This is a genomic window from Brachyspira hampsonii (genome assembly GCF_002214805.1).
GTDB classification, from domain to species: domain Bacteria; phylum Spirochaetota; class Brachyspiria; order Brachyspirales; family Brachyspiraceae; genus Brachyspira; species Brachyspira hampsonii.
In genome coordinates, this window is sequence record NZ_CP019914.1 from 3,007,457 (window position 1) to 3,031,484 (window position 24,028).

Annotated in this window: 19 protein-coding genes; 14 read left to right on the forward strand and 5 right to left on the reverse strand. The window is 27.8% G+C overall.

The genetic code is table 11. From position 1 onward, the window contains the following. The first annotated feature begins 41 nt into the window (after positions 1-41). The 3 genes from BHAMNSH16_RS13380 (at position 42) to BHAMNSH16_RS13390 (ending at position 8,277) form a co-directional block, all read left to right on the forward strand. A complete protein-coding gene (locus BHAMNSH16_RS13380; RefSeq protein WP_039953838.1) occupies positions 42-374 on the forward strand; it encodes an STAS domain-containing protein in 333 nt (110 codons plus the stop codon). An 84-nt stretch (positions 375-458) separates the two neighbouring features. Further along, positions 459-7,439 (forward strand): TolB-like translocation protein, encoded by a 6,981-nt coding sequence (locus BHAMNSH16_RS13385; protein ID WP_206193857.1) that lies wholly within the window; start codon positions 459-461, stop codon positions 7,437-7,439. 115 nt (positions 7,440-7,554) lie between these two features. Continuing rightward, the gene (locus BHAMNSH16_RS13390; protein ID WP_008728002.1) at positions 7,555-8,277 is read left to right on the forward strand and encodes a hypothetical protein; all 723 of its coding nucleotides are present in this window, start codon (positions 7,555-7,557) and stop codon (positions 8,275-8,277) included. 52 nt (positions 8,278-8,329) lie between these two features. On the opposite strand, the gene BHAMNSH16_RS13395 is transcribed toward BHAMNSH16_RS13390, so the two are convergent. Both BHAMNSH16_RS13395 and BHAMNSH16_RS13400 read right to left on the reverse strand, forming a co-directional pair. Beyond that, positions 8,330-9,259 (reverse strand): alpha/beta hydrolase, encoded by a 930-nt coding sequence (locus BHAMNSH16_RS13395; protein ID WP_069731824.1) that lies wholly within the window; start codon positions 9,257-9,259, stop codon positions 8,330-8,332. A gap of 71 nt (positions 9,260-9,330) precedes the next feature. Beyond that, a complete protein-coding gene (locus BHAMNSH16_RS13400) occupies positions 9,331-10,137 on the reverse strand; it encodes a ZIP family metal transporter (RefSeq protein WP_008731296.1) in 807 nt (268 codons plus the stop codon). Between the two features lie 174 nt (positions 10,138-10,311). On the opposite strand from BHAMNSH16_RS13400, the gene BHAMNSH16_RS13405 reads away from it, so the two are divergent. Together BHAMNSH16_RS13405 and BHAMNSH16_RS13410 are read left to right on the forward strand one after the other, a co-directional pair. After that, complete coding sequence (locus BHAMNSH16_RS13405; RefSeq protein WP_008731295.1) at positions 10,312-10,662, forward strand: histidine triad nucleotide-binding protein; 351 nt, start codon at positions 10,312-10,314, stop codon at positions 10,660-10,662. Between the two features lie 30 nt (positions 10,663-10,692). After that, positions 10,693-11,505: a TatD family hydrolase gene (locus BHAMNSH16_RS13410; RefSeq protein ID WP_008731294.1), complete on the forward strand. Its 813-nt coding sequence runs from the start codon at positions 10,693-10,695 to the stop codon at positions 11,503-11,505. Positions 11,506-11,576: 71 nt separating this feature from the next. Here the strand turns inward: BHAMNSH16_RS13410 and BHAMNSH16_RS13415 are convergent, their stop codons facing one another. Further along, on the reverse strand, positions 11,577-12,095 hold the full coding sequence (locus tag BHAMNSH16_RS13415; protein ID WP_008731293.1) for a flavodoxin family protein: 519 nt from the start codon (positions 12,093-12,095) through the stop codon (positions 11,577-11,579). A 193-nt stretch (positions 12,096-12,288) separates the two neighbouring features. On the opposite strand from BHAMNSH16_RS13415, the gene rplI reads away from it, so the two are divergent. From rplI to BHAMNSH16_RS13430, 3 genes are read left to right on the forward strand one after another with little or no spacing between them, the layout of a single operon-like run. Then, positions 12,289-12,804 (forward strand): 50S ribosomal protein L9, encoded by a 516-nt coding sequence (gene rplI, locus BHAMNSH16_RS13420; protein WP_069731823.1) that lies wholly within the window; start codon positions 12,289-12,291, stop codon positions 12,802-12,804. A 39-nt stretch (positions 12,805-12,843) separates the two neighbouring features. After that, entirely contained in the window at positions 12,844-14,244 is a 1,401-nt protein-coding gene (gene dnaB, locus BHAMNSH16_RS13425) for a replicative DNA helicase (RefSeq protein ID WP_008726523.1), read from the forward strand. A gap of 20 nt (positions 14,245-14,264) precedes the next feature. Next, on the forward strand, positions 14,265-15,071 hold the full coding sequence (locus BHAMNSH16_RS13430) for an MlaE family ABC transporter permease (RefSeq protein ID WP_008726522.1): 807 nt from the start codon (positions 14,265-14,267) through the stop codon (positions 15,069-15,071). 58 nt (positions 15,072-15,129) lie between these two features. On the opposite strand, the gene BHAMNSH16_RS13435 is transcribed toward BHAMNSH16_RS13430, so the two are convergent. Then, positions 15,130-16,656 carry a UDP-N-acetylmuramoyl-L-alanyl-D-glutamate--2,6-diaminopimelate ligase gene (locus BHAMNSH16_RS13435; protein WP_008726521.1) on the reverse strand — a complete coding sequence of 509 codons (1,527 nt, stop codon included), beginning with the start codon at positions 16,654-16,656 and terminating at the stop codon, positions 15,130-15,132. Between the two features lie 134 nt (positions 16,657-16,790). On the opposite strand from BHAMNSH16_RS13435, the gene BHAMNSH16_RS13440 reads away from it, so the two are divergent. Further along, a complete protein-coding gene (locus BHAMNSH16_RS13440) occupies positions 16,791-18,287 on the forward strand; it encodes a glycogen synthase (RefSeq protein ID WP_008726519.1) in 1,497 nt (498 codons plus the stop codon). An 86-nt stretch (positions 18,288-18,373) separates the two neighbouring features. Next, entirely contained in the window at positions 18,374-18,871 is a 498-nt protein-coding gene (locus BHAMNSH16_RS13445; protein ID WP_069726118.1) for a YajQ family cyclic di-GMP-binding protein, read from the forward strand. A 62-nt stretch (positions 18,872-18,933) separates the two neighbouring features. Here the strand turns inward: BHAMNSH16_RS13445 and lexA are convergent, their stop codons facing one another. Further along, positions 18,934-19,560 carry a transcriptional repressor LexA gene (gene lexA, locus BHAMNSH16_RS13450; protein WP_008726517.1) on the reverse strand — a complete coding sequence of 209 codons (627 nt, stop codon included), beginning with the start codon at positions 19,558-19,560 and terminating at the stop codon, positions 18,934-18,936. Positions 19,561-20,318: 758 nt separating this feature from the next. Between lexA and BHAMNSH16_RS13455 the strand changes: the two genes are divergently transcribed. The 4 genes from BHAMNSH16_RS13455 (at position 20,319) to BHAMNSH16_RS13465 (ending at position 24,026) form a co-directional block, all read left to right on the forward strand. After that, positions 20,319-21,554: a hypothetical protein gene (locus BHAMNSH16_RS13455; RefSeq protein WP_308461622.1), complete on the forward strand. Its 1,236-nt coding sequence runs from the start codon at positions 20,319-20,321 to the stop codon at positions 21,552-21,554. 189 nt (positions 21,555-21,743) lie between these two features. Further along, positions 21,744-22,034 carry a hypothetical protein gene (locus BHAMNSH16_RS14785; protein ID WP_308461623.1) on the forward strand — a complete coding sequence of 97 codons (291 nt, stop codon included), beginning with the start codon at positions 21,744-21,746 and terminating at the stop codon, positions 22,032-22,034. A gap of 124 nt (positions 22,035-22,158) precedes the next feature. Next, entirely contained in the window at positions 22,159-23,412 is a 1,254-nt protein-coding gene (locus tag BHAMNSH16_RS13460; RefSeq protein WP_039954543.1) for a hypothetical protein, read from the forward strand. 14 nt (positions 23,413-23,426) lie between these two features. After that, positions 23,427-24,026, forward strand: coding sequence for an OmpA family protein (locus BHAMNSH16_RS13465; protein ID WP_008728984.1), 600 nt, complete (start codon positions 23,427-23,429; stop codon positions 24,024-24,026). Positions 24,027-24,028: the final 2 nt, after the last annotated feature.

The following is a 24,028-nucleotide window of genomic DNA, read 5'->3' on the forward strand; positions in this document are numbered from 1 at the left end:
GTTATACTTAATAAAATTAATTATTATTTAAGGAGAATTATATGAGTTTAAATATAGAAGATAAAGGAAAAGTTAAAGTTGTAAGTTTAGTTGGTAAATTAGATGTTAATTTATCTGTATCTATTGAATCTGAGTTGGAGCAATTAGTAGAGTCTGGTTCTATTCATTTGATATTAGAACTATCAGGAATTGAATATTTAAGCTCAAGCGGCATAAGAGTATTTATTTCTATAATGAGAAAAATTAAAGATAAAAATGGAAGATTAGTATTAGCATGCGTTCCAGATATAATCAAAAAAATATTAAAAACAGTAGAGTTAGAAGATCTATTTGAAGTATATGAAAATGTAGATGATGCAGTAGATTCATTTTAATATTTTATATTGATTTTATTTGTTTTTTTTGTATAATAATTTATATGTTTTTAGTTTTATAATAAATTATTATATTGGCAGAGTATGAGATTAAAATGTTATGTGAAATTTAAAATATTAGTTCTCTTTTCTTTTATTTTATTTGCTTGTGCATCGAGTCAGAAAAATACTGATTCGGCATTTGACAGCAGACCCTTTTTAAAAGAATATAAAAAATATTCTTTAACATCTGGAGAGGTAAATCCGGCATTAGATGCTGTAATTGATAGAGAAGGTACTTGGATTTATTATTCAAGGGAAAATGCCGGAAATACTGATATTTTTGCTGTAAATTCATATACTCTTGAAACTTATAGATTAACCAGAAGCCCCGGAATAGATACATCCGTTTCTACTGATGATAAATCTAAATATATAGTATTCTCTTCTACTAGAGATGATGCTTTCGGTGATATATATTTATATAAACTTTATAATTTCGGAATAAGAATTTCTAAAAATAATTTAGAAAATTTGGAGCAGAGTATCATAAGACTTACAGATTATAAAGGTTATGATACTGATCCTGTGATTTCTCATAAAGGTAATTCTATAGCATTTATTTCAGATAGGGACGGAGGAGTTAAAAAACTCTTTACTGTAAAGCCTAATGGTAAAGATGTGAAAAAATTATCTGATATTGAAGCTAGTTCTCCTGTATTTTCTTTTGATGATACAAAAATAGCTTTTATAACTTCTAAAGTTGGAGATATGTATTCTCAATTAGCTATATTGGATTTAATTCCTAATACTAATAATCAGACTAATTTAACTATACTTACCGATACAAAAACATTTAAATTTAACCCTACATTTTACAATGATGATACTATTATATTTTTTGAAATAGAAAAAGATTCTGACAGAGACGGAAATTTAACCTATTATGATAAAAGACGCTTGATGTCTTATTCTTTGACAACTCATCAATATTATATTTTATCAGAAGATACTCAATTAACTACTTTCAATGTAGCTTATCCTTCAGCTTTAGTTGGAGCTTATGTTGTTAGTGAAGACGGTACTAGTATAGTAACAATGGGTTCTACAAAAGAGTATTTTATAAAAGATGATAATTCTGCCGCTATGTATAATAGTTTTGTGGAACTTCCATACAATAGGAAAGTAGATGTTATAGAAAGATTTGCTGAATATTTCCCTTTTTCTGAAGATCAGAACAATGTTGCTAAGGCATATTTTAATATGATGATATCATCATATACTAATAATAATATTAAAGAATATAATAATACTAAAAAAGTATTAACTTCTGAGTATTTAGAAACATTTCCGGGATTTTTAACATCAAAAATAGATGAGAGTTTTGACACTAATAATAATTGGTTTGATATAGAATCTTATACAAATGAATACTTTATTACTAATACTGATTTGGAGATGACAAATTTAATAGCTTGGTCAGGATATATATCAGCTAATGAAAAATATAAAACTGATAAGAATAATGAAGATACATTTACAATTCTAAGCGAAATTCTTAATTTGAATATTGATAAAGATTTATATTTGCTTGCAGCTAAATTATACGCTCATTCAGTTGAAGATAATGGTTATAAATACCCAGAAGATGAAGATATTTATAATACTCCTTATAAAAGAAAAGATTTATTATTTTCAGACAGATTGGAGATTGCAAAAGATTTCATAAGAGATTCAAAGATTTCTTATAATCTTATAATAGAAAATGCTCATCCTTATGCTCCTTTAGCTGTAGCTGCGAGACTTATATATTTAGACGGACTTATACTTTCAAGAAATTATGATGATGCTACTAATTTATTTAATCCTTATATTGAATCTAAAAATGATATAATGCTTGCATTGGGATATTATGCAAATGCTAAGGTACTTATGGCTCAGAAAGATGATGGATCTTATGCTTTGTTTAAAGAGGCTTTAAATTCCGGAGGAAAAAATTTTGATTCCACTTATGAAGCTCAGTATTGTAAAACTACATTAGCTGATTATTATAAATCTTTAGCAGATAAAGCATATAATGAGGGAAAATATGCTGCTGCTTATGAAAATTATAATGAAACTTTAAAATATAATCCTAATGATACTTCAGCTTCTTCAAGGGTTATAGAGAGCGGACTTAGAGCTTATAGTACTATAGAATCACTTGAAGAAACTATACTTGAGCGGGAGAGAAATATTTTATCAACTAGATATTCTTCTCATGAGGCACATGCCGAACTTGCAAATGCTTATTACTATTTAGCTAATAGATATTATGGTATAGCTGTATCCAAACAGTATAGTCCTGAACGCTATGTTGTCAGTGAGAAAAAAAGGGAAGACGGATTTTATTTGTATTTGAATAAGGCTTTTGATACCATAGTTGAAAAGGCTGTATCATATATTAATTTTGCAATATTCCTATATCCTGATGAAGAAAATTATTATGTAAAAAAATCTGAGATGCTTACATTTGCTCAGGCTTTAAGGATGCAGGTGCTTCAAGATGAAAAAATATATAAAAGCGTAATAGAATTAGTACCAGCTTATAAAGATAATGCTGTTACTAATGGCACATATATGGGTTATAATATGCTTGCATTCCAAACTCAGAATTTGGATTCTGAAATTATAGATTCATTAATAATGGCAAAAAGTAAAGTAAGAACTAAACCTAGTACTATATCTATAATGCTTGCTAATTCTTATTTGATAAATGGAAGGTATTCGGATGCTGTTAATGAATATAAAGAAGCAGAAAGTTTACTTAATCAAATAGGAACTGATAAGAGCAAGGCTTGGTATCATTTCTTTTATGGTTATTCTTTATGGATGAATAATGATATAAAAGGAGCTTATAGAGAATATGATAAGGCACGGGCTTTATTTGAAAAATTAGGCGATAAGGAAAGTGTATATAAAATAGTTGGATATACTTCGATTGCTGCTATAGAGCAGGAAGATTATAATAAGGCTATAGAGTCTTTATTAGAAAGAGATGAACTTACAAAAGATGATTTTAATAAAAATGAACTTAATCAGCTTTTACTTGCTGCATGTTATTTAAAATTAGAAGATTATAATAATGCCTTACTATATTGCGATAGTGTAAAAGCTAAAATAGATAGTTTGGATTCTTCAGTTTATACTCCTAATTATGTTAGTATAACTTTGTATGGGGCAAATATTAATGTTGTAAATTTAGGACTTGCATCATTTGGAGGATATATACCGGGAGAGCCTTTAAATGTAGATAAACAGCAAATGCTTTATTCTATATATCAGGAATTGTATGAGAAGATGGGAAGATATTCGGAAGCTAGAGAGGCTTTATCTTCATACCGTAATTATATTATTCAGGATAAACCTAAAAAATCTATTCAGCCTTTAATGCTTGCTACATATTACAATAATGAAGGCTATCTTTATTACAGACAGGGAGATCAGTCCAATTCCATAATGTCTTTTAAAACTTCTATAGAAGAATATCAGAAAACTTTAGATGAAAAAACTTTGGCTGATAATCCTAGTCTTAAGTATGAAAATGCAGAAAATGATGCCAAAAACTATTTAAGTTTATCATCTTTATATTTAAGGTATTTATCGGAAAATGATTTAACTTCTATTAAAAGAGAGTTCTTTATAGAGTTATTTAATACCACTAAAACACTTCAGATACTATCTACAAATAATGTTGTGAGTACAAAAGACAGATTATTATTGTATTCTCATATAGCTGCTTTCAATTATATAATGGCATTTAAACTTACAGCTGATAATAGTGTTAACTATAGAAAAAAACAATCAGATGATCCTACAGATATGAGAAATCATGATGTAAATGTACAGAGATTGTCTATGCTTAAAGATGCTATAGATAGATATAAATATATTTTATCATCTAACTCTAATTTCCCAGTGGATTTAAAAACTGAAATTATTATAAGATATAATTTAGCTAAGGCTTATGAATTAGCAGGGTATATAGAAGAAGCAGCAAGAGAATATATGTCTGCATTCTCAAAGGCTCAGACTTCTGCATTTGCTGTTGAAGAAATTGCAATACTTACTACTTTGATTGATTTCAGCTCTAAATACAGAAACAGGTATCCTGATAGTTTGGATTATCCTGTGCAGTATGTATTTAGAATATTAAAGAGATTAAGAGAAAGTGTATTTATGATAACATTTGTAGAGGATAACAACTTTATATTAAGGCAGGCTAAATATAAAGTTATAGAGTTCTTAAAAGACAGTTATCCTGATGCTAGTATCAATATACTTGCTATGTTTGATGCTATTGATATGAGAAGAAAATTCTTAGATAAAAGACTTTATACTTTGGGTGAGAATAATTATTATCTAAGAGAATATTATAAACTTTATGAAAAGACTTTGTATTCATATCAAATGTATTTAAATTCTGTGGATACTCCTTATGATAGTAAGATGGAAGCTGCTATGCTTAAAGAAATTTCAGGATATGAAAAAGAAGCAATAGAAAAATTTTCTAATACTCCTATAGAGCCTATAGTAATATGCGATGTTAAGCCTGAAGATATTGATAAATCTATGCGTAAAGATGAGACTCTTATTTGGGATACTTATTTGGGATATAGATTTGTTAGGGAAAATGGAAGAACTTCATTCTATATGCAGACCAATGATATGCCTAAAACTAAAAACTATGTTACTCATATAGGATTCAGACCTATTGTTATAAGCAATAAAAATATTTTTGTAAGAGAATTATATGATTCAACAGAATATATGCTTCCTGCTAAAACTGCTTATATAGATAGTAAATTAATAGCATTCTTTAGAACTACTAGAAATGCTGAGAAAGAAATAAACAGCAGTATGACTATGGCAAGCAATACTAATTCTACTAATAATGTTTATAGTTATAATAATTTGCAAAATGACAGCAAATTAAATAATACTAATAACTTATATATGAATGTTTCTTATAATCCTGAAGAAACTAATAATGCATATTCAAATAATATATATTCAAATTCTTCAGTTTCTACAAATAGGAGAAGAAGAGGCAATTTCAGATTTATGGAGTTAAAAGATATAGCAACTAATTCTTATGTTCCATTAGTTACAGATATAACAGGGGCTAGTGCTTCTGATATATCCAATATAATGAAAAAGAATCTATATATAGTTTATTCTGATGAAGAAACTTTTACAAATAATAGAAGGGTTCTAAGAGATATAAATAATATAGCTTTAGTAGTAGGAAAAAATGGAAGAGATTCCAGAATAATGTTTTATACTAATTATTTCAGAAAACTATCATCTAATTCTCTGGAAGTTAGTATGAAAGGCTATGACAATAATATGTTTACTGTATATGGAAAGCCTGATTACAGTGTATCTTCATTGTCAAATGCTGCTTATGAATTTAAGACAAGACTTTATAATTCTTATACTTCAAGTGCTTCTCCAAGTATTAGTATGATGTCAAATGTTATTGCTTATTCTCAGAGTGATAATGAAAAGATGCTTAATTATGCTAGAATTGTTGAAGACAGATATAAAGTTATGGATACTAATACTGCTTATTTATTCTCTGAAGAAGGATACAAATTCTTTGCAAGTTCATATACAAATATAAGCGATTCTAATGCTTACAGATTTATAAAAGCAATGCTGCCTATTTATAGAAGAATGGGAGAAGATGGTGCTGTGAAAGGAGCTAATAGAGCATTGCATTTTGTTTATTTATACACTAATAATAATTATGATTTAATAGATGAATATTTTACTCCTAGAACATTATCAAGATTTTTGAAGGCTAAAAATGATCCTGAACAATCTGTAAAATATTTGAATTATATTGCAAATAGAGTTGACAGAAATAATAAAGATAAAATTTTAGAAGTTGCCGTTCTTTATGATTTAATATACGCTAAGACTCCTATTGATACAGTAACTAATTTTCTAAATAGAATGCAAAATACAAATGAAGTATTGACCGTTGCAAATACTATAATAAATACGGATGCAACTAATGAAAATGATATATTTACTACTATGAATTATATTTATGGAAATCAATATATATTTGAAACTGATACAGTATCAGAGTTTGCTGACAGATTCTATTCATTATATAAAACTAATTCTGCTTATATATACGGATTGTTAAATAAAATACGAGTTCCTGAAAGTAATTTTGATAATAATATAAAAGATGCTTATGAAATATTCTCAAACGAAAATACTAATACTATGTTTATATTCTATGCCTATGAGGATAATAAATATGCAGCTTATAGTTATGTTGTTGGAGACAGTGAAGTAAAAAAATCTATTTTAGCAGACAGAGATAAACTTAATACATATTTAAATAGCTTTACAAATGTATCCAAACCAAGAGAGAGAAGAAATTCATTAAAATCTATTCAAAGAGCTATGCTTTCATCTGATATAATTAAAGATGCTGAAAGGGTGAAAAAAATATATATAACAGGTTCTGCCGGCAGTTTATTTACTATTCCTTTTGCGTATTTAGAGGCATTCCAAAATAATGATGTTATAAAAATAAGAGAGTTCCAATATTCTCCTTTATCTATTGTAGATGTTGGTAAGCCTTCTATAAAACTTAATACAGAAACAAATTTTTATACTTCATTAGAAAGTTTAGCTGTAGAATCATTTAATGATGCCAAAGGAAAAATACCTTTAATGCATTACATAGGAATAGATACAAATAGAAATAAGCCTTATGATGATACTGATATCTTCTTATCTCCGGCTAGAAATAATGATATAAACATGTATTTAAGATCTAGAAATGATACAAAACTTTTATTTACATATACCACTAATTCTTCAGGAGATTATTATACTGTGATGAAGTATTTATATAATAATTTTGATAAAGGTATAATTGATTCATACAGATATATAAAGACATATAGAGTTCCTGTTGATACTATAAACCCAAATGACAGAGATACTTTATATATGGCTAATTATGCTTTATTTGATTATATACTCCCGGGTATACCTAGAAATTATGTTGATAAATAAATTTTACTTTATTTCTAAAAATTATCTTTTTTAGTAAAAAATATTTACTCTTTCTTGACATTTCGTTTACAATGTGTTATAATATAATTATAAATAATTAATAGAGGGGTTTTTTATGAAAAAGATACTTATTACAATTATTAGTATTTTTATAATGCAATTCAGCACTGTTTTTGCAGATTTTCATGCCGGTATAGGATTATACATACCATTAGGTGCATCCATATCACAAAGTTATCAGGAGCATAAATTAGGAGTTAATAGCAGTGATGGTGTATTGACTTCTGATGCTGGCTTTGAATGGGGTATCGGAATAACTCCGGGTATATATAATGGTTTTGATAATTATATGGGATTTTCTATAGCATTAGACATAGCTTATCATAGAGATGTTTATGCTTTTAATGAAAGCAAAGCAGCAGGAACTCAGTATCAGAATGTTAAAACAACTTATTATTTTGATACTATTAATATAGGAATACTTCCTAAGTTTAATATATATAACTTTTTTATAGGAATAGGTGCAGGAGTTAAAATTCCATTAGCCGGAGGAGAATCTACAAAAAATTATAATACAACATATAATCAATTTGAAACTTCTAATAGTTATTATACTTTAAATGATATTAAAAATAAATATCAAATGTCTGTAATTCCTTATCTTAAATTGACATTAGATTATTTATTTTTCTTTAGTGATGAAACAGCTTTAGGAATAGGACTTTATGCAGGATATGATTTCGGACCTGGAAGAGTTAATGATCCAAGATTTAATAAAAATGATTATGGTGCTGTTGATATTGGCGGACAATTCAGCTTCTATTTTGTAGACAATTAATATATATTCTCAATGGTTTTTAAGCAGGGTATTTATTATCCTGCTTTTTTATTTAACTAATATATTTATTAATGAAATTTTTTATTGTATTCCAATATAAATCTTCATTACTGAAAACAGCAGATATATGATTTCCGTCTTTTATAATGAGCTTTTCTTTTTGAGATGAACAAGCATCATAAAGTTTATTAACCATATTATAATCTACAAGCTCATCTTTATCGCCATGTATAAAAAGAATTGGTATTTTTGATACTGCTACTCTTTTTTTTATATCAATATCTTTAAATGAAAAACCTAATCTTATTTTTGCCATTAATGATGTTGCTTCTACTATTGGAAGAAAAGAAAATTTATAAGCCATATCTAGTCTTCTTTTTAATTGCTCATAAGCATTTGTAAATCCTGCATCTTCTATTATTGCTTTTACATTATGTACACCATCTTCATTACAGCACATCATAACAGCATTTGCTCCCATAGAAATTCCGTAAAGAATTATTTGGACATTATTATAATTATCATTTATATATTTTATCCAAGCTAAAACATCTAATCTCTCTAAATATCCAAGAGAATATAGTTTCCCTTCGCTTTCGCCATGAGTTCTTAAATCTATTGCAAGAATATTAAATCCCATATTATAAAATTTTTCTATAAAATATTTCATATAAGAGCCTCTCCCTTCATAAGGGTGAACTATTATAACATATACATTACTATTATTATTTATAAAATGAGCATGCAATTTTAAATTATCATCAGATACAGTGTATACATCTTTTTGATAGCTTTTAAACCATATTCTTCTTTCTTCTTTTATTCGTTTTTTTTCTTCGCTTTCTTCTTTACCGCTTTCTTTTCTTTCAAATAGTTTTTTATTTGTTTTTATCAGAAGTTTATTGACAAAATGATTAGAAATTATTATTAGTATTAATAATAATATTATTATAGAAAGTATAATATATAATATATACTGCATTGATTATCCTTAACTACAAATTAATACAATATATATTATATTTTTTTACTAACTTTGCAATATCAAATTTATCAGCCTAAAGCCACATCAAGAATCATCATTATGGCAAACCCAAATATAAAACCAAATACTCCGAAATGATTATGTTCTTCAGCAACAGCTTCGGGTACAAGTTCTTCTATAACAACATACATCATAGCACCAGCAGAAAAAGCTAAAGCTATTGGAAGTATGATTGTAAGTTTTGTAACTGCTAATGCACCTATAACTGCCGCAATAGGCTCTACTATTCCGGATATTGCCCCAAGTAAAAAAGATTTTAATTTAGATACTCCTGTTGTTTTAAGCGGAAGAGAAACTGCAGCACCTTCAGGGAAATTCTGTAAACCTATGCCAAGTGCTAAAGCTAATGCGGCATTGAATGTTACTCCGCTGTCTCCTACAGAAAAAGCTCCGAATGTTACGCCTACTGCTAAGCCTTCAGGTATATTGTGCAAAGTTATAGCTAAAAATAATAATATGCTTTTTGATAATTGAACTTTAGTTCCTTCCGTTGCTTCGCTGCCGTTTACTATATGCATATGAGGCATTACTTTATCTAATATCCATATAAAAAATGCACCTAATAAAAATCCTGCTGTTGGTATTAACCAATTAGGTAAATTAGTATTTTCTGATAATTCTATTGAAGGTGCAAGCAATGACCAGAAACTAGCAGCGGTCATAACTCCTGCAGCAAATCCGTACATAGATGCTAATAGTTTTGGTTTTATTTCTGTCACAAAGAAAAATACAAGTGCTGAACCCAATGCTGTAAATGCAAAAGTTATACCGCCTCCGAATAATGCCAATGATACAGGTGAAAAATTTTCTGCCATTTTTATACCTTTGTTTTTATTTTTTATAGAATGATTATATATATTATATAAATTAATTTCAATACTTATTAATAATAATTACTAATAATATAATTTATTTTTTATTATATATAGATTAATTTTTCATTTTGATTTATTATATTATAATAGGTTTTAATAATTAGGAGAATTTGTATGAATAATTACAGCGAAGATAAATATTTTGATAAAGATTGTATATTTTGCAAAATAGTAAAAGGAGAAATTCCTTCACAATTTATAAAAGAAAATGAATATTGTGTTGTATTTAAAGATTTGAATCCTAAGGCAAAGGTGCATTTACTTGTTGTTCCAAAGCCTCATGTTAAAAACATCTTGGAAACAGATGAATTTATAATGAATAAAGTTCTTGAAACAATAAAAGATGTTGCGAAAGAACAAGGTTTAGAATCTTTTAGAATAATGAATAATTGCGGTGCCGGAGCAGGTCAGACAGTATTCCATGTTCATTTCCATATACTTTCCGGAGATAATTTAGAAGAATAATAAAAAATATATTAAATTGGAGTTAACATAATGATAGACAGTCATTGCCATCTTACTTATATATCTAAAAAGAGTAAAGAGTTAGAAGAGGTTTTAGATAGAGCTAATAAGGCGGGTATATTTTATTTTGTAGATATAGGAGTTCACCCTAATGATATAGACGAGCGTATGTTTATATTATCTGATGCTGAGGGAGTATTTTTCAGTATGGGGTATTATCCTGATTATGCCAATGAGAATGATGAAGATACATTAGCAGCATTTGAATTAAAAATAAAAAATTTAAATAAAAAATCATTGGAGAAAAAAAATAAATCAATATATGCTGTAGGAGAAATAGGACTTGATTATTATCATAATGAAGATAATAAAAATGAACAGAAAGAATTTTTTAAAGCTTTATGCCAAGCAGCAAAAAATGTTGATTTGCCTATATTAATACATAGCAGAAATGCTTTTAGAGATACTTTCAAAATTCTTAGAGATGCGGATTTACCTAAAAGAGGAATATTTCATTGTTTCAGCGGAAATGCGGAGGATGCAAAAAATGCTTTAGATTTGGGATATGTATTATCTTTTTCAGGGTCATCTACATATATGAAGAATGATTTTATAAGAGATGCTTTTAAATATGTACCTAAGGATATGTTTACAATAGAAACAGATGCTCCTTATTTAACTCCTCAAAAAGTAAGGGGTAGGGCAAATGAGCCTTCATTTATACCATATACAGTGGAAGTATTATCTGAGGTAAGCGGAGATAAAAGCGAAGATATTATGAGAAGGGCTTTAGAAAATGCTGTTAGAGTTTTGGAATTGCCTGTGGACTTAAATAGAATATAATTTAATGATATAAAAAAGCTCTCAATAATAAATTTTATCGAGAGCTTATTTTTTATATAATTTTGTTTGTATTACTTTATAGCTTTAACAGCTTCTTTTAATTTGTTTAGATCATCAGTATTAGGGTGTCCCATAGCATTGTCATAATTAGCTAATTTAGATTGAACAACTTTTTTCTCATCTTCGCTTGCAGCTTTTTCAAGCATATTTTCTAAGTTTTTCTTTTGACCGTCTATCCATTGACCCTGACAAGCATAAGTACCTACTAATGTATTAGAAGAATCTAAGAAAGTTTTTGCTGGATTAAGCATTTTATCATAATATTCCTGATTATTTCCATAACCTACAGTCATAAATAAAAATACTTTTTTATTTTTTAATGTCTGCATAAACTTACCAGCAGCTTCATCGCAAGTACCCTTATAACTTCCGGCACCAACGAATACTACATCAGAATCATTAATTTTATTCTGGTCTGCAGCATCAGGTTTTACGCATTGAAGACATTCTCCGTCAGCTGCTTCTTTTATAGCTAAAGCTAATTTTTCAGTGTTTCCGCTTTTACTTGTATAAACAATAGAATATTTCATTTTTTAACTCCTTTTGTTAGAATACTCTAATTATTATAACATTTTTTTACAGTTTGTCAATATACTATATAACGGTATTTGTTTTTATATATAGTTTTTAAACTTGCTATTATATGTAAAATATGCTATAATATGTAAATTATAAAGTGAAATTTATTATATTATTTAATAGAGAAAATCAAGGAGAAGGCAAATGGAAGTAATCTTAAAAAGAGATTTTATATCATTGGGTTATGAAGGTGATATATGTAAAGTGAAAGACGGCTATGCAAGAAATTACCTTATTCCAAGAAATATAGCAGTTATAAAAAATGCTGCTAATTTAAAAACTTTAGCTCAAATGCAGAAAAGTTTAGAAAAGAAAAGAGCTAAAAGAAAAATGGAAGCAGAAATTTTAAAAGGTAAAATTGTAGATATTACAGTTGTTATACCTATGAAAGTTGCTGAAAATGGTAAATTATATGGTTCAGTTAGTCAGCAAACTATAGTTGATGCTTTAAAAGAAAAAGAAATTGATATAAATAAACGCGATGTTCATATGGAAAAACATATAAAAGAACTAGGTGAATTTGAAGTTGAAATCAAATTATATCATAGCGTTAATGCTAATATCAAAATTAAAGTTATTAATTTAGATGAAAATACTGCTGCAGAAGAATCTAAAGAAGAAAACAATACTGCAGCTGAGGTATCAGCTGAAAAAGCTTAATAAAATAAGCAATATCTAAATTAATAGGCATAATATCTAATGAATAATACACCCTGCTCAATAGAGGCTGAAGAGTCTCTATTGGGTGCAATGCTTCAAAATTCTCAGGCTGTATCTGTTGCTATATCCAAAATAAAATCTACTGATTTTTACAGTGAAAGAAATCGTATGCTCTATGAAAGTATTTTAGAAATGCATAATAGAGGAATAGCCATTAATGCAGAAACTGCTTTGAGATATCTTAAAGAAAATGGATTATTTGAAAAAATTATTCAAAATGATGAGGCATATTTAATTCGTATTATAGATGGAACTCCTTTTCATCAGAATGCTAAATACTATGCTGAAATCATAGCAGAAAAATCATTATTAAGGGATCTTATAACTGTTTCTCAGGATATACAAAAATCGGCTTATGAAGCAAAGGATGCAGAAACTAAAGAGATAGCAGATTTTGCTGAGAAAAAAATATTTGAAGTTACTCAAAGAAGATTAGATAATGATTTTATTCATATAAGGGATTTACTTTATGAAGCCCTAACTTCTATAGAAAGCAGAAAAAAACATAAAGGAAGTGTTACCGGAGTCCCTTCAGGTTTTATATCGCTTGATAAAGTTACGCATGGTTTTCAGCCTTCAGATTTGATAATATTAGCTGCAAGACCTTCTGTGGGTAAGACAAGTTTTGCTTTAAATATAATAGAACATGTCATTACAAATATTGAAACTTCAAATTTTGGTATTGGTTTTTTTTCTCTTGAAATGAGCAGAATGCAGCTTGTAGAGAGATTAATTGCAAGTAAGGCTAGAATAAGTTTATCCAGAATAAGATCCGGAGATTTGGAAAAACAGGAATGGACTAAACTCGGACAGACATTTAACAGCTTATCTCAAGCTAATTTGCTAATAGATGACTCAAGCCAATTAACTATTATGGAAATAAGAGGAAAGGCTAGGCAAATGAAATATAAATTTGCTGAGATGAGTAAGACAACAGGCAAGGAAATAGATTTAAAATTAATAGTTGTTGATTATCTGCAATTAATTCATTCAGGCTTAAATACTAGAAGAAATGGTACAAGAGAACAGGAAATAGCTGATATTTCAAGAGGACTTAAAGCATTAGCGAAAGAGCTTAATGTACCTGTTATATCTTTGGCACAATTATCTAGGGCGGTTGAACAAAGACAGGATAAGCCTAGACTTTCAGATTTGAGGGAATCAGGTTCAATAGAGCAGGATGCGGATATAGTTATGTTTTTGCATAGACAAAAGCCTAATAAAGAAGGTAAAGATGATGAGGTAATAGATGAAAGAACTAATCAAGTTGAGGTAATACTTGCAAAACATAGAAATGGTGCTATACATGACGGCATACCGCTTCACTTTATAGCAGATCAAACTAGATTTGAAAATATTTATAATAATAATGAGTCTTAATTATAAGGAGTAATTTTATTATGGAATTATTTGATATGAAAATAGAATTACGAAAGGGTGTTAAAAGTAAGTTAACATATTTTTTAGCAACTTTGGGAGAGTTTGCCTTTCTTATTTTAGAGGTATTTAAATACACATTCAGACCTACATTTTCTTTTAAGCTTTTAAAAGAACAGATAATAAGAATGGGAGTTGATTCTTTTATTGTTGCTTCTGTTACTGTGCTTTGTACAGGAATGGTTATGTCATTGCAGATAGCTGTAGTTCTTGACAGTGTATTGAAAGGTATATCTCAATTTGTAGGTTCTATGGTTGGTAAAGCTATGGTTAAGGAGTTATCACCTATGCTTCTCGCTTTAATATTTGCAGGAAGGGTTGGAAGTTCTGTTACTGCTGAGATTGGTACTATGCAGGTTAGCGAACAGTTAGATGCTTTAAAAACTTTATATACCAATCCTATAGAATATGTTGCTGTCCCTCGTTTCTGGGCTGCTGTTATATCGCTTCCTATGCTTACAGTTTCTGCAGATGTTATAGGAGTTTTGGGAGGTGCTGTTGTTACAGTATTCGTATTACATAGCGATCCTATGCATTATTTTGATAGAGCGATTTCTGTAATAAGTGTGGGAGACTTTATAGGCAGTTTAATAAAGTCTACTATATTTGGTGCTGAAGTTATGATTATATCTTGTTTTTACGGATTTAGAACTTCAGGCGGTGCTGAAGGAGTAGGTAAGGCTACTACTACAAGCGTTGTTTACAGTTTTATGATAATACTTATAACTGACTATATACTTGTTTCAATACTCGGTATGTTTGGAATGTAATTTATAATTCATATACATAAATGAGCAGGCAATATAATTATTGTCTGCTCATATTTTTTTAAATATTAGGATAATATTCTTTTAAAGCATTTCTTGCTTCTTCTCTGTCATCAAAATGTATTGTTTTATCTGGAAATATTTGATAAGTTTCATGTCCTTTTCCAGCTATTATAATTATATCATTTTCTTTAGCTTCTTTTACCGCCTCAAATATAGCTTCTTTTCTGTCAATAATCTTCTTATAATTTTTATTTTTGAATCCTTTTTCAATATCATTCATTATCTGTTCAATATCTTCTGTCCTTTGATTATCAGTTGTAAGTATTGCTATATTGGCATATTTTTCAGCTATTTCTGCCATTATAGGACGTTTTTTTCTATCTCTGTCTCCTCCGCATCCAAACACTGCTATAACTCTGTTAGGATTTAGTTTTCTAGCTTCTATTAAAATATTTTCTAAACTGTCAGGAGTATGCGAATAATCAACAGCTACTATAAACGGATGTTTTTCTTTGGTTACTATTTCAAATCTTCCTGCAACCTGAACTTTTCTCATAGCTTTTACTGACTTTTCTATATCCAATTTATTTTCGCATACATAAGCTAATATTGAAAGAGAATTTAAAATATTAAATCTTCCGAGCATTGATAATTTTACTTTTGATATAAATTTACCTTTTGCATAAAATTCATATTCTGTGTTTTTAGAAGTTAGCGAAATAACTTTTCCGTAATAATCAGCTTTTTCATTAATTCCGTATGTAACCATATTTATTCCCAATTTTTTTATATAATTGGATATTTGTTTAAAATTATCAGTATCTATATTAACTATCGCTAACTTTTTCTTTTTACTGCTTTCTTTTAGAAGTGAAAATAATTTTAATTTTGCCTTAAGATAATTTTTCATATCCCCATGATAGTCAAGATGATCCTCTGTGATATTAGTAAAAATCGCAGTATCATAATTCAAGTAATCGCATCTATTCATAGCAAGTGCCTGAGATGATGATTCCATAACTATATGAGATATTCCTTTTTTTAATGATTTGTAAAATATATTTTCTAAATCAATGGATTCAGGAGTTGTAAGATTAGTTTTTATTTCTGTTTTTCCTATTATGTTTTTGATAGTGCCTATTAAAGTTGTTTTATTTTTGTTTGCTTCAAGTACAGATTTTAATAAATATGTTGTAGTAGTTTTTCCATTTGTTCCTGTTATTCCTATTGTATTTATTTTTTTTGTAGGCTCATCAAAAAATTTGGCTGAAATATAGGCAAGGCATTCTCTTGGATTTTTTACAGCAACAAAGTGTACATCTTTATAATTATCCTGTAATTTTTTTATAAAATTTTTATCTGCAGTATTATCATATATTATAATTGATGCTTTATTACTTATTGCACTTTCTATATATTTATGTCCGTCATCTTTCAAGCCTTTTATAGCAATAAATAAATAGTTTTTCTTTATTAATCTTGAATCATATTCTATTGCTTTTACTTCTGTATTTAAACATTCTTTTGTTAATTGACTTTCTTTTGATACTTTATAATTTTTAATTAATTCTTTAAAATATTTCATATTATTTTCCTGATTTTATTTTGTACTTTTAAATAAAAACAGTATTATAAATTTATGGTAAAAAATTATATATTACTTGATTTTTAAGTATAAAAGATATATAACTATACTAAAAATATTTATGGAAGTAATTTATGAATATATTTATGGTATCCAGCGAAGCATATCCATTTTCTAAAACAGGAGGTTTAGGAGATATTGCCGGAAGTCTGCCTTTAGAATTATCTTCCATTAAATTAGGTTCTTCAAAAATTAATTCATCTTTGGTAATACCTTTATATAAACAAAATTATAAATTAATAAGCAAAAAAGATATCATATTTGAATTTGAAATAGAGCATGGAAAAGAAATAATAAAAACAGAAATAGCTAGAATAAAGCATCCTCAAAATGATAATGTAAATGTTTATTTTATAAAGCAGGATAATTTTTTTAAAAGAGAGGGATTATATTCTGAAAACGGCATTGATTATCCAGATAATGCAAGCCGTTTTATATTATTTTCAAAAGCTGTTATTCAATTAATAATATATTTATATAGAGATGAGAATTTTAAATTAGATATAGTTCATATTCATGATTGGCAGACTGCTTTGATAGCTCTTTATATAAAAGAAGTTTATAATGATGAAGAGGCTTTGAAAAAATTAAAGGTAATGTTTACTATACATAATTTAGCTTATCAGGGAAATTTTTCTTCAGACATATATCCGCTTCTTAATGTATCTTGGAAATTTTTTGTACATAGCAGATTAGAATTCTACGGCAATGTAAGTTTTATTAAATCAGGAATCATACTTTCAGACATAGTTACAACAGTGAGTCCTTCTTATGCTAATGAAATACAGGGCGAAGAGTTTGGATGCGGAATGAATAGTCTTCTTTCAGGAATATCTCATAAATTATATGGTGTACTCAATGGAATACATTATGAATCTTGGAATCCTGCAACTGATAAACTTATAAAAAATAATTATGATATTAATTCTATAGAAAAGAAAAAACTTATAAGAAATTCTCTATATAAAGAATTTGGACTTTCAAATAAAAATTATCCTCTTGTAACTATGATATCAAGATTCGATCCGCAGAAGGGACTTGATTTAATATATTCTTCATTCTTTGAAATTTCTACTTATGATGCTAACTTTATTTTTCTTTTCAGCAAGAATAATTATTTCAAAGATTTTGAAAATGAATTTACTAAAAGAGCAGGCAGAGCTAAAAATATAAAAATATTATTTAGCTTTGATGAATCATTAGCCCATAGATTAACAGCAGGAAGCGATATGTACTTAATGCCTAGCCGTTTTGAGCCTTGCGGACTTAATCAAATATATAGCATGAAATATGGAAGCATTCCTATAGTTCATGCAGTAGGCGGACTTAAAGATACAGTTATCAACTACAGCGGAAATAAAAGTATTAATAAAGCTACCGGTTTTACTTTCAATGAATATTCTGCAAAAAGTTTTGTTGATACTATGGACTTAGCTTTCGATTTATATTATAATAAAAAAAATGTGTGGGATAAGCTTATATTTAATGCTATGAGTAAAGATTATTCTCTTCATAAAACTGTTTTGGAATATACTAAGCTTTATAAAAAATTATTAAATACCGAAAAGTAATATTATTTTTATATAAAATTATTGCTTGAATTTAATATAATTCTGTATCAGAGTTATAAATATAATATTTTAAAGGAGTTTAAATTATGGCAAAAGATCCAAGTTTTGATATAGTTTCTGAGGTTGATATGCAGGTTATAGATGACTGTGTCAATGTTGCTGTTAAAGAAATAGATAATAGATTCGATTTCAAAGGACAGAATATACAAATAGAATTGAATAAAGGTGAAAAAACAATAACTATATTAGCACCTGCAGATTTTGTTCTTAATCAGGTTAGGGATATTTTATTTCAGAAATTTATTAAAAGAGGCTTAAATCAAAAGTGCTTAAAAGAAAAGAAAAAAGAAAAAGCTGCAGGAGATTCTATAAGAGAGATTAACGAAATAGTGCATGGCATAGATAAAGATTTGGCTAAACAGATAGTTAAAGATATTAAAGACATGAAATTGAAAGTTCAGGCAAGCATACAAGATGAACAAATCAGAGTTTCAGGAGCTAAAAAAGATGATTTGCAGGCTGTTATTACGATGATTAAAGGAAAGGATTATCCTATACCTTTGCAGTTTACAAATTACAGATAATATTTATAAAAATGCAAAATTAAAGGGAGCTTTTGAGAAGCCCCCTTTTTTATTATTATCAATCATATTTTTAATCTTATTAATCCTATTACTTTACCTACTATAGTTATACTTTCTCTTTCTATAGGAGGGTAATTATTATTTTCAGATACTAATTTAATACAGTCTTTTTCTCTGAAAAATCTTTTAATAGTTATTTCTTCGTTTCCATTGTCATCTATCTTAGCAACAACAATATCGCCGTTATCAGCCTCATTTGAAGGGTGAACCAATACCATATCACCTTCTTTTATATGGGCGTTTATCATAGAATCACCGGTTACTTTCATAAGAAAATTATTCTCATCTTGTGCTATAGATTTAGGAAGAGAATAAGTTTCTTCTATAGTTTCATCTGCAACATCCATTAAAAGACCTGCTTTAACTTCATTAGCAAGAAGAGGAATTTTTATCATATTATGATTTCCTTTTTCTGAAGTGTCTATAGGCACACTGCCTCTTGCTCTTTTACCTGTTTTTTTTACATATCCTTTTTTTTCCAATGCTGTCAAATGAGTTGTTACTGCAGTAGGAGAAGCGAAATTGAAATGAACCATGATTTCTTTAACAGTAGGAGGATAGCCGTTTTCATTGGTGAATTTTTGCAGAAAATTAAAAATATCTCTTTGTTTATCTGTCAATTCAGTCATATTATACCTCTTTATATTAACATACCGTATTTGTTATTATACTATACAAAAATATGATGTCAAGTTTTAATATAAAAAAATATATTTTTATGACTAATTATATTAAAAAATTATATAATTATTTTAGTATAATTATAAACTTTAACAAATTGAAATTAGTATAATTAAATAATGAAGAAATTAGCAGGCTTAATAATTTATTTGTACTATATTTAATTTGTAAATAATGTGATGAATATATATCAGAAATTAATTCTGTTTAAAATGATGCGGATTTGAAATCTTTGAATCTGTGAATAATCTTGAAATAATTAACCCTTATAATATGCCTTAAAATAAAAATTTAAAAGAATCTATTCTTGATATTAAAGATGGTAAAAAGATCTATAAAAATATATTAATAAGATTATATTAGTAAGCCATATTATGAGTAAAGTTATATATTAATTATACAAAAAAATATAGAATAGAAGTTGAAAAAATCATATTTATATTATATAATGAGAGTATATTTGATTTGTTATTTTTTCATTCTCGCTTAGGTATCACAAGCCAAGACAATAATATGAACTCGTTATATAAGTACCAAGCATCAAAAAAAAAATTGCCTAATTTTATTCAAAATATTATATCACATCAAGAATGCATATAAAATTAATAAGTATATAATTTTAAATAATAGAATAATTTTTAAATCTATAAATAAACGGATAATTTCATAATCAGCAATAATAAAAAAATTATTTAGGGATTGTACTATGAAAAAGAATTTTATTAATAAGAAATTTTATTTTTTACTTCTTTTATTGATTTTAATAATAGTTATGATAATCTCCTGTAAAAAGGTTAATATTTTAAGCCCTACACATATACCGCCTCCAACTGATTTTACATTGCCTGAAGATGCAATACCCGGACATATAGATGTTACTCCGATGCCTGCTAAAAACGGTGAAGTATTCGGAGGCTTTCAAAAAAAGTTTAAATATCAAGGCAAATGGTATATATTAGCTGACTATATGTATGATTATGACCCTAAAATCAAAACATTAAATAAAAAAGCTGAAGACATAATACTTCAAATAGATGAGAGCGGAAATATAGTAGTTTATGATAAAGACAGTAAAGGATATGATGATTTATTAAGAATGAATGTAATAGAAGAAAACAGAGTTTCATATGAAGATTCTTATTATGGAACTTATTCATATTCTTCAAGTTCTTTTTATACTACAGACTGTAAAGGTGAAGAAGTTTATCATTCATTTCGCACAGGTATAACTTTTAATAATGAGATAAAAACATCATCAGATTTAATAAATTGGACAACGGATGGATCTAGCGATAATGTTTATAAAACTCTTCCTTCAGTAAGTACAGACCCTAATGCTAGCTTTCAAGGAAGATTTGGTGTTAGCAGTTATGAAATTGTAGGGTTTAAAGATTATATATATTTAATAGGTTTAGAAGAAGATTTTTCTGAGCAAAATCCAAGCGGATGCCGAAATACATCTTTAGGTTCATTTACTGTAAGCAAGAATGTTTATTATAGAATAGATAAAAATAAAGATACTTCTATAGGTGCTAATTGGGAGAAGATTAATACTCCTTGGGGACAAAGAAGCTATCTTAATATTCGCTATGATAAAGATAAAATATATGTTACAAAAGGAGCAAGAGCATATTATGATCCTGGTTCTCCTACTTGGATTTTTAACACACAGTATTTTGAAAATGATAATACTATATGGTCAACTACTGACGGTGTAAATTGGCAAGTAGAGCATAATTCCTCAGCTTATGATAATGCTAAAAATTTATCATCTGCATTTGTTGGAGGAGATTTGCCATATATACAAAAAAAGATAAGAACTCCTGAAGAGCCTAATTGGATAAAACTTGATAATGGAAGATATTATAAATCTGACAACTCTCCTTATGAAACTTATACAATAAATAATAAATATTATTATGTTCCTATACCTCCTTATTAAGAAATAAGAGCTGCTTATAACAGCGGGCAGGAATATTTTACTATCACAGAAGCTCATATAAAAAGTGCCGGGCTTAATCAGTTTTTAACCAAAGATAAAGAGCCGAATAAAGATGAAGATTGGACAGTTATCACTCCTATAGATTATACAGATAAATTAATGGTATGGCAGAGCGGAGGCGAAAAAGTTATGCTTAATATTAATAATAAGGCAGTGCAGCTTGTAGACTATGAACAAATAGAAGTTATGTACAATACCATTAAAGAATATTCTATTGTAATAAATTATTTAAGAAAAACAGCAAAAGAATATAGGGACGGAACTTATTGGAGTGATGTTGCCAATAGTTATATAAAAGATGTACGTGTTGGTATGGAGTATGATGCTAGTGCGGATATGCTTGAGCTTTTGAAAAGTAATAGAGAATACATTATGCCTGATGAGGCTGTTACACATTATACTGTGGAGTTTAGATACTGATTATTGTAATTTTTGATTATAAATGCAATTTTTATTTTTATATTAGCTTGCATTAAATTAATATTAAAATATAATGAAAAATTATTTTATTAATGGATTTATTCATACTTATTTTGATTTGCTTATGAAAAAAATATATATAATATTTTCTTTGATGATTGTTATAGGCATCAATTTATATTCCCAGATTATTCCAACTATTGATTATAAAACTTTTATTAATGCTTATATAGAATCTACAGGTACATATAATAATATACCAAAAGAAACATTAAATATTTTAACAGAAAGCAAACAGATGAATCAGCTTTTTGATGAGGGTATAAAAAGTTTTACATTAAACGAGCTTATAACAATAGCACAGAATCCTGAAAAAGTTCTTGATACTACAACGAATGAATCAGTTATACTTTTAGTAGGTACTACATTAGGATTTTTAGAAGTTGCTAATATGCAGCAGGGGACGGCTACAGTAGTTATTAATGCTTTAAAAAATAAAATGGCTTTTAATGCAGCTTCAGGAAATAACACAGGACTTCTTATACCTATGCATACACCTATAGGAAGTTTCGGAATTAATTTATACAGCGATGTGCCTTTGCTTCATATAAACGATATAGTAAATCCTACTGCATCTCAAAATGATTATGATTCATTAGCTAATGCTTTGGATATACTTCCTATACCTCATATAAATGCTTATTTGCAGGTTAATCTCGGACCTGTACCTTTGGCTTTAACTCTTAGAGGAGGAATGGCTTTGGGATTTAAGGAGATTTATGGTGCTGTTGTAAACGATGTTGAAATAGAATCTCTAGGCTGGAATATAGGTGCTTCATTAAAGGCTTATCTTTTTAGAACTAAATATTTATTCGGAGATTTAAGATTCGATTTTAATTATGACGAAGGAAATTTAAAAATGGCTGCAAAGAATAGAAATGTATATGTTCCTCTTTATTTAGGTTATGGAGGAGGAACTGATACAGGTGTTGTATTCAATGGAAATGCTTTTTTAGAATCAAAATGGAAAACTTTTGCTTTAAGTCCTAAATTAGTATTCGGATTTAAAATGCAGGATAAGGTTCCTGTTATACAATATTTAGCTGCTTATTTTTCTGTGGGTGCTGATATCATATATGGAAGTTTGGAATCAAAAGTTGGAGTAAATGGTATAGGAAGCTATGCTAATATTGTTGGGCATGAAATAACAGTTAATGATTTATATGTAGCGAATTCTCAGGATAAAATGTCTTATCAGCTTTATGATATGAGAGTGGGATTTCATTTTGATATATTCTATCAGTCTTTTGCTATTGAGTACGGCATATTTACAAAACAATTTGCTGTTTCTTTTATACCTATAAACATAAGGTTTTAATAGGAAAGAGTATTATGAGATATTTAAATATATTTTTTATTTTATTAAATGCTTTTATTTTGACCTCATGTTTTATACCTGAAAGAAGATTATATTTTTCTTGGAACAGACTTTCTGAACAAACGGATCCATGCAATTATGAATTTAATACAAGCAGTAATATGAATTTGATTGAAACTGAAAGAGGAATGATGCTGGATACTGATAAAGAAATATATTACAGATTGAATGAAGAAAAACCTTATAACATAGAAGACTATGTATATGTTATGAATGAAGTTATAAGTTTTATGAGTAATAATAAAAGCTGCATTTTAGTTGTAGAAGGGCATGCTGATATTATAGGTCAAGGCAAAGGAGATATTAACTTTAAATTATCAGAGAGAAGGGCTAGTGTTATAAGAGATGTTATACTTTCTTACGGATTTTCTTATAAAAGAGTTAAAGTTTTCCCATATAGTGATATAATGCCTAAATATACAAATGATATTAATAAAAATAGGAGAGTAAATTTTATAGCACTTAAATGTGAAACAGAGCTTGACAAATATATAAAATATTATAATAATTATTATAATAATATTACTAATCAGTTAAACTATATGGAGAAATGATT

Bases quoted from the DNA above. Each gene is read 5' to 3' on its own strand.
- BHAMNSH16_RS13380 (WP_039953838.1), top strand. From the start codon at position 42: ATGAGTTTAAATATAGAAGATAAAGGAAAAGTTAAAGTTGTAAGTTTA.
- BHAMNSH16_RS13385 (WP_206193857.1), top strand. From the start codon at position 459: ATGAGATTAAAATGTTATGTGAAATTTAAAATATTAGTTCTCTTTTCT.
- BHAMNSH16_RS13390 (WP_008728002.1), top strand. From the start codon at position 7,555: ATGAAAAAGATACTTATTACAATTATTAGTATTTTTATAATGCAATTC.
- BHAMNSH16_RS13395 (WP_069731824.1), bottom strand. From the start codon at position 9,259: ATGCAGTATATATTATATATTATACTTTCTATAATAATATTATTATTA.
- BHAMNSH16_RS13400 (WP_008731296.1), bottom strand. From the start codon at position 10,137: ATGGCAGAAAATTTTTCACCTGTATCATTGGCATTATTCGGAGGCGGT.
- BHAMNSH16_RS13405 (WP_008731295.1), top strand. From the start codon at position 10,312: ATGAATAATTACAGCGAAGATAAATATTTTGATAAAGATTGTATATTT.
- BHAMNSH16_RS13410 (WP_008731294.1), top strand. From the start codon at position 10,693: ATGATAGACAGTCATTGCCATCTTACTTATATATCTAAAAAGAGTAAA.
- BHAMNSH16_RS13415 (WP_008731293.1), bottom strand. From the start codon at position 12,095: ATGAAATATTCTATTGTTTATACAAGTAAAAGCGGAAACACTGAAAAA.
- rplI (WP_069731823.1), top strand. From the start codon at position 12,289: ATGGAAGTAATCTTAAAAAGAGATTTTATATCATTGGGTTATGAAGGT.
- dnaB (WP_008726523.1), top strand. From the start codon at position 12,844: ATGAATAATACACCCTGCTCAATAGAGGCTGAAGAGTCTCTATTGGGT.
- BHAMNSH16_RS13430 (WP_008726522.1), top strand. From the start codon at position 14,265: ATGGAATTATTTGATATGAAAATAGAATTACGAAAGGGTGTTAAAAGT.
- BHAMNSH16_RS13435 (WP_008726521.1), bottom strand. From the start codon at position 16,656: ATGAAATATTTTAAAGAATTAATTAAAAATTATAAAGTATCAAAAGAA.
- BHAMNSH16_RS13440 (WP_008726519.1), top strand. From the start codon at position 16,791: ATGAATATATTTATGGTATCCAGCGAAGCATATCCATTTTCTAAAACA.
- BHAMNSH16_RS13445 (WP_069726118.1), top strand. From the start codon at position 18,374: ATGGCAAAAGATCCAAGTTTTGATATAGTTTCTGAGGTTGATATGCAG.
- lexA (WP_008726517.1), bottom strand. From the start codon at position 19,560: ATGACTGAATTGACAGATAAACAAAGAGATATTTTTAATTTTCTGCAA.
- BHAMNSH16_RS13455 (WP_308461622.1), top strand. From the start codon at position 20,319: ATGAAAAAGAATTTTATTAATAAGAAATTTTATTTTTTACTTCTTTTA.
- BHAMNSH16_RS14785 (WP_308461623.1), top strand. From the start codon at position 21,744: ATGCTTAATATTAATAATAAGGCAGTGCAGCTTGTAGACTATGAACAA.
- BHAMNSH16_RS13460 (WP_039954543.1), top strand. From the start codon at position 22,159: ATGAAAAAAATATATATAATATTTTCTTTGATGATTGTTATAGGCATC.
- BHAMNSH16_RS13465 (WP_008728984.1), top strand. From the start codon at position 23,427: ATGAGATATTTAAATATATTTTTTATTTTATTAAATGCTTTTATTTTG.